The sequence below is a fragment of the Gluconacetobacter entanii genome (assembly GCF_013155425.1).
Classification (GTDB): domain Bacteria; phylum Pseudomonadota; class Alphaproteobacteria; order Acetobacterales; family Acetobacteraceae; genus Novacetimonas; species Novacetimonas entanii.
Window position 1 is genome coordinate 1 of the sequence record NZ_JABJWD010000124.1, and the last position, 5841, is coordinate 5841.

Sequence of the window (5841 nt, forward strand, 5' to 3'; positions counted from 1 at the left end):
CTCTTCAACAGACGTACCGCCACTCATCATATCCTGAATCATGGTTACCCATCGATTCAGAACTCAACACAAAATGCAACTGTAGTGCTAGCACTGACTTGTGCGTCAGGAGGAAGAACGTCCTCATATAGACGTCGGCCTGTCGCCAGACGCCTGCCGAGCGCTTCGATGAAGCCTTCATAACGCTCGGCCGCCTGCGCCCGTGCAGCAGCAGCCGAGCTTTCGGGCAAGGCGGGCGTCATGATCATCCAGAAACGGATGAACTGGGCCAATGTCTCGACGGTGATCCCGGTATCGCGCTCCAGTCGGGACAGGCGTTTATCGACACGGTCCAGCCGTCGGGTCAGTGCGGCCTGTCCGGTCCCCTCTTCAGGAGAGAAAAAGACAGACAGAGCCGTCTCGACCACGAGGGAGCCGGACTGACGGCGACGGGTGGCCGTATCACTGACAGCTTTGAACAGATCGGGATCGAGATAGACCGTCATCTGCTGCTTCTTGCGGGAGCGTTTCATGGTCCACCGATCTCCATCCCATCATCACGGTCAATGGCGGCCAGCCGCGCTACCTTCTGAAGATCCATAAAGTCCCGGTCCCACCGTGTCGTGCGATTGCCAGCTTCGGGTGATTTCGTCTGCTCCCGCGTGTCATCCCTCTCCGTACGCGGTGGAATATCACTCGGATCGGCGTCCGGTGTGCGCTTGTGACCGGCCCCCAGAGGCGTTTCTTCTTCCTGCGTTGACAGTGGGGGGGCGGCACCATGCACCACCGTCTCGGGCAAGGGACGTCTGGTCCAGTCATCCGGTTGTATCGCGGTCGGTGCTGATATCGTTCCTGGTTGGGGCGGTGGCAGTGCGCGCTCCCGGAAACGGGCATCACTATAATATCGAGCTTTCTTCGCACGAACGGGTGGCGTCCCCGCCGCCATGACAATCTCGTCGGTTGGTGGAAGTTGCATGATTTCACCTGGCGTCAGAAGCGGGCGGGCACTTTCCTGCCGCGAAACCATCAGATGCCCCAGCCAGGGTGACAGGCGATGCCCGGCATAGTTTTTCTGTGACCTGATTTCCGTGGCAGTGCCCAATGCATCTGAGACCCGCTTGGCAGTCCGTTCATCGTTGGTGGCAAAACTGACCCGGACGTGACAGTTATCGAGGATCGAATTGTTCTGACCGTAGGCTTTCTCTATCTGATTCAGGCTCTGGGCGATCAGAAAAGCTTTGATGCCGTAACCACCCATGAACGCGAGAGCGCTTTCAAAGAAATCAAGCCGCCCGAGCGCCGGGAATTCGTCCAGCATCATCAGCAGGCGATGGTTATGCTTATGCGCGTTCAGATCCTCTGTCAGTCTGCGCCCGATCTGGTTCAGCATCAGACGGATCAACGGTTTGGTGCGACTGATATCCGAGGGTGGCACGCTGAGATAAAGCGTGGTCGGACGACGCTCTTTGACAATATCCGCAATCCGCCAGGCACAACGCGAAGTGACTTTCGCGACGACCGGATCACGATACAGGCCAAGAAACGACATGGCGGTGGAGAGCACACCAGACCGTTCGTTGGGAGATTTGTTCAGCAGTTCACGGGCGGCGGATGCAACCACCGGATGCGGGCCATCCTTGCCCAGATGCTTCGTCTGCATCATCGCAGCAAGCGTGGCTTCAATTGAGCGTTTCGGATCAGACAGAAGATTGGCAACACCGTAGAGCGTCTTGTCTTTCTCCGCATACAGAACATGGAGGATGGCGCCCACCAGCAGAGAGTGTGATGTTTTCTCCCAATGGTTCCGGCGTTCAAGCGATCCTTCGGGATCGACAAGCACGTCCGCGACATTCTGGGCGTCGCGTACCTCCCACTCCCCCTGCCGGATTTCAAGCAGGGGGTTGTAGGGATCAGAGGCAGGATTGGTCGGATCGAACAGGAGCACGCTGCTGAAACGCGCCCGAAAACCTGCGGTGATCTGCCAGTTTTCTCCCTTGATATCATGGACGATGGCTGATCCCGGCCATGTCAGCAGGGTCGGAATGACAAGCCCCACCCCCTTACCGGAACGGGTCGGCGCGAAACACAGGACATGTTCAGGACCATTATGACGGAGATAATCCCGTCCATACTGCCCGAGAATGACCCCATCGGGATCGAGCAATCCGGATTGCTGCAATTCCTCACGGCTGGCCCAGCGTGCGCTTCCATAGGTTGCGGCCCGTCTTACCTCACGAGCCCGACGAATGGAAAGCGCGACCGCTGCCACAACAGCCAGTACGCCGCCACTACCGGCGATCCACCCGCCCTGATTAAAAATATCCGGGGCATAGGCGTCGTAGACATACCACCACCAGAAAACCATGGGGGGCCAGTAGACAGGCCAATGATGCGCAAGCGTGAATCAGGGCTGACCAAGCTGGGGCTGAAAGCCCAGTTTCCACGCCACCCATTGCGTCGCCATCCACCATGACAGGATGATCATGAGCAGGACGACGCTCACCTGCCCCCATAAAATCCGTGATCCGGACATAGTGCTTTCCTCCATAGAAACCCATGGAAGAAAGGAAACGAAGACACTTAACTGGATTCAATGTTTTCCGCCCTACCTGCGCGGCCCGGCGCAAAGAGGCGTAAAATTGTCGGCGCAAGCGTTACCAGAACCCATTCCAACAGCGTGTCTGGTCTTGGCGACAAAACGCACTAACGGCAGAAGTCCGGACATGTGCTGACCAGCCATGCAGGCATAGTCATACCTCGACGCACAATCTGACCATTCTCGATTTCAAGCACAGGCTCCGGCATAACGCCTGAATTATCGGAGATGACAACACGGTCAGACAGGCCAATAACAGTCGGAAGATTGGCGAGACTGCCAATATATCGTCTGCGAATGGCTTCCGGTTCAATGAAATGTCCACCACCCGCAGCACGTGCCCTGACGCGCTGAACATTCATTTCGACCGACGCCAGAGCAATATATCTCAGCTCGATATGATATCCGGCGTTCCGCGCCGCCGTGATGCGACGGATTACGGAACGGCCAGATAATGTCGTTTCGAGAGAAATCGACTTCCCGGCGGCCAGCGACGCGTTGAATATCTCGATGGCTCGCCGTCCGGCCTCCCTGTCTGCATCGCGCGGGCTGCCTGGGTTGATCCCCCGCGCTATCTGGTCGGGGTCAATGACGATGTCGACCGGCTCAATGTCAGCGCTCGTGCCAACCCGCAGACTGCTTTTTCCGGAGCCGTTCGGTCCTGCGTAAATCAGTAATCGTGTCACGCGGGATAGGGAAAATCTTCGTCGCGGAACTCTTCCAGCGGTGCAAGACGTTCAACCCGACCGCCGGGAAATTCGCGCACAACCCATCCCTTCTGGACATAGGTCATGATCTCGCCGCTCGCTGTCCGGGCTTCCCGTGCCCGCTCGCCAGCAACGCGGACCGCCTCAAAGCTGGCCCATGCATAGTGCTGCCGCTCCTGCATCTTGTATTCGGACATGACGACCCCGTTTATCCATGACGTTCTATGGAGTCACTCATAGCACAATCGTTGTCTGACGCGCAGAGGTCTTTTGCCCAGACGGACATCAGGCCTGCGTTGATATCCCCACAGAAGCCAGAACACCGACCGCTTCCCGTCTGAGCGGTTCTATTTCGTCGAGGGCCGCCAGCCAGAATGTAGCTCCTTGCAAACGTGTCAGGGCGTCCGTGGCTGCCCGCATAGGGTCATCAACCGCACCCTTTTCGAGGATTTCCGCCATTCGGGCGCGCAATGCAATTACGAAATCCCGGACAGCCGTCTTCGCCTCTGGCGTGTCAATCGGGACTCCGAAAGCCAGGTGGAAGCCTACACATCGTCCACGCTCGCTAAAGACTGCGACAATACGGTCGATCAGTTCTCGATAAGTGTGCATCCAGTCGACTGCCGGATCGGGAAGCCCTTCAAAAGTTTCCTTCAGGGTCAATTCGAGAACATCAACGACGAGCGATTCCTTACTTGGAAGACGATTATAAAGACTGGACTTCTTCAGACCGACCCGCTCGGCCAGGTCGTTCATCGAAGCGCCGGTGTATCCCCGTTCCCGGAAGAGTTCGCGCGCAGCAATCACGATATCGTCATAGGATGCTTTCATCTTTATTCTTCCATTAAGACCGATCGGTCTGGTTTCCTGATTCCGGGATCATTTCATTCTCAAAGTGTCAGTCCATCGTCAGGAGACTCAGTCATGAAACTCTATGATCTCGATGTATCCGGCAATTGCTACAAGGTGCGCCTGTTTGCAGCCCTTACCGGCATTCCTCTTGACCTTGTGCCGGTTGATTTTTCCAAAGATGAGCAACACAGCTCGTTGTTTACGGACCTGAATCCATTTCAGGAAGTACCGGTTCTCGTCGATGGCGAGACGGTCGTCCGGGATTCTCAGGCCATTCTCGTCTATCTGGCTTGCAGTCTGTCCGACCAGCGATGGTGACCCGATGACAGACGCGTTCAGGCGAACATTGTCGGGTGGCTGTCAGTTGCAGCCTGTGAGATCCGCAATGGGCCGAATGCCGCACGTCTGATCAGGAAGTTCGGTGTCGATCTCGACATGGAGGCCGCCCTTCACTGGAGCACCAAGATTCTTCCAATCCTCAACAAACATCTGGAAAGCCGAGAGTGGCTGGCATCAAGCCATCCTACAATCGCCGACTGTGCAGTCTTTCCTTACCTCTCGGTTGCGCACGAGGGCAGTGTGGACGTAAGGCCTTTCCCCGCGTTAATGGCGTGGATGACACGGGTCAGCCGTCTCCCCAATTTCATCCCGATGCCCGGTATGCTGACGTTACCATACTAAGTTGGCCAGCGAAGCGGGCGATCAAAGCCCGATCCCCATGTCCCGCTTCCGGCCGAACGACCAGTCCACGCCCCCGTCCTCCCGTGCGACGCCGGAGACATGACGTCCGATCTGTTTCTCCAGCGATGGCGTCCAGGGAACAAGCTGGAACCCGAGGCCGCCATCAATCATAGCAAAGCGCCCCGAAGCGAGGGTCAGCCGCTGTCGGTAGGTTCCAGTGACGTACTCGCCGGCCTCAGCACTCTGGATGGGCTGGCCGGTTTCGCGCGCCAGACGCCCGGCCACGTCCCGCATCTCCAGCGCCCGCATGGAGGCGACCATGCCACGCGGATAGCGCACGCGCGCTCCGTCCTGCTGTGCGATCCCCTGCTCGACCAGATGAGCGCTGCGCTGGCGTAGCGCGTCACGCACTTCCGCGCCGAAACCACCCTCTCCCAGCGCCACCGGTTCGCGAGCGACAAGCTGGCGGTCCAGCCATGTCGCGCCCCGCGCCAGCACCTGCTCTCCGATCGGCAGATCGGACCGCACCGCAAGTGTCGCCCGTCGCTGTCCCTTCGCATCCTGATAGGTCCGCAGTTCAACCAGCCCACCGTGCGGCACGTCGCCGGCCGCTTCCAGTGATGGCAGATGGACATGGTGCATGCGCCCGTCCACGCCGTCGATCACCGCATAGGCACTCCCCTTCAGTTCATCATCCAGACCGCGCGCGACCAGACGTCCGATCACCGGCTCGGCCGGGTCTTCCCCGGCCAGCACCCATGACGACGAGGGCCGTTCGATCCCCTGTTCACTCAGACCACGGTGGATGCGTTTGATGATGTCATTGCGCTGCCCCATCTCGCGCAAGGTGACTTCCGCCGTTTCCTCCAGCCGCCATTGTCCGACCCCGACCTCATGGGCAAGGCCCATCCGTTCCAGTCGCCGCAGCCGTCCGACCTGGAGGGATCGAAGAACCCCTGATTGATGTGCTTGGCCGGTAATTTCTGGGTTTTGGCGATTTGATTGACGGTTTTTGCGATGGCCTCC

General features: G+C 58.3%; 6 protein-coding genes and 2 pseudogenes. 2 read left to right on the forward strand and 6 right to left on the reverse strand.

The window, feature by feature from the left end:
- Positions 1-56: 56 nt before the first annotated feature.
- From HNH97_RS16500 to HNH97_RS16520, 5 genes and pseudogenes are all read right to left on the reverse strand, one after another.
- On the reverse strand, positions 57-512 hold the full coding sequence (locus HNH97_RS16500; protein ID WP_010512024.1) for a hypothetical protein: 456 nt from the start codon (positions 510-512) through the stop codon (positions 57-59).
- Positions 509-2512 (reverse strand): annotated as a pseudogene (locus tag HNH97_RS16505) (conjugal transfer protein TraG). The gene HNH97_RS16500 and the pseudogene HNH97_RS16505 overlap by 4 nt, the downstream one beginning before the upstream one ends.
- A gap of 170 nt (positions 2513-2682) precedes the next feature.
- Positions 2683-3261: a zeta toxin family protein gene (locus HNH97_RS16510; protein WP_014106943.1), complete on the reverse strand. Its 579-nt coding sequence runs from the start codon at positions 3259-3261 to the stop codon at positions 2683-2685.
- Positions 3258-3479 (reverse strand): hypothetical protein, encoded by a 222-nt coding sequence (locus HNH97_RS16515; RefSeq protein ID WP_010512019.1) that lies wholly within the window; start codon positions 3477-3479, stop codon positions 3258-3260. The genes HNH97_RS16510 and HNH97_RS16515 overlap by 4 nt, the downstream gene beginning before the upstream one ends.
- An 88-nt stretch (positions 3480-3567) precedes the next feature.
- Positions 3568-4113, reverse strand: coding sequence for a TetR/AcrR family transcriptional regulator (locus HNH97_RS16520; protein ID WP_014106942.1), 546 nt, complete (start codon positions 4111-4113; stop codon positions 3568-3570).
- 93 nt (positions 4114-4206) lie between these two features.
- Here HNH97_RS16520 and HNH97_RS18320 point away from each other — a divergent pair, with 93 nt between their 5' ends.
- Both HNH97_RS18320 and HNH97_RS18325 read left to right on the forward strand, forming a co-directional pair.
- A complete protein-coding gene (locus HNH97_RS18320; protein WP_010512015.1) occupies positions 4207-4452 on the forward strand; it encodes a glutathione S-transferase N-terminal domain-containing protein in 246 nt (81 codons plus the stop codon).
- 117 nt (positions 4453-4569) lie between these two features.
- Positions 4570-4815: a glutathione binding-like protein gene (locus HNH97_RS18325; protein WP_010512013.1), complete on the forward strand. Its 246-nt coding sequence runs from the start codon at positions 4570-4572 to the stop codon at positions 4813-4815.
- 21 nt (positions 4816-4836) lie between these two features.
- Here HNH97_RS18325 and HNH97_RS16535 read toward each other — a convergent pair.
- A pseudogene (locus tag HNH97_RS16535) lies at positions 4837-5757 on the reverse strand (DUF3363 domain-containing protein); the annotation flags it as partial.
- Positions 5758-5841 lie beyond the last annotated feature (84 nt).

What these genes read in the sequence shown, in the direction of transcription:
- HNH97_RS16500 (WP_010512024.1), bottom strand. Translation starts at nt 512, where the DNA reads ATGAAACGCTCCCGCAAGAAGCAGCAGATGACGGTCTATCTCGATCCC.
- HNH97_RS16515 (WP_010512019.1), bottom strand. Translation starts at nt 3,479, where the DNA reads ATGTCCGAATACAAGATGCAGGAGCGGCAGCACTATGCATGGGCCAGC.
- HNH97_RS16520 (WP_014106942.1), bottom strand. Translation starts at nt 4,113, where the DNA reads ATGAAAGCATCCTATGACGATATCGTGATTGCTGCGCGCGAACTCTTC.
- HNH97_RS18320 (WP_010512015.1), top strand. Translation starts at nt 4,207, where the DNA reads ATGAAACTCTATGATCTCGATGTATCCGGCAATTGCTACAAGGTGCGC.
- HNH97_RS18325 (WP_010512013.1), top strand. Translation starts at nt 4,570, where the DNA reads ATGGAGGCCGCCCTTCACTGGAGCACCAAGATTCTTCCAATCCTCAAC.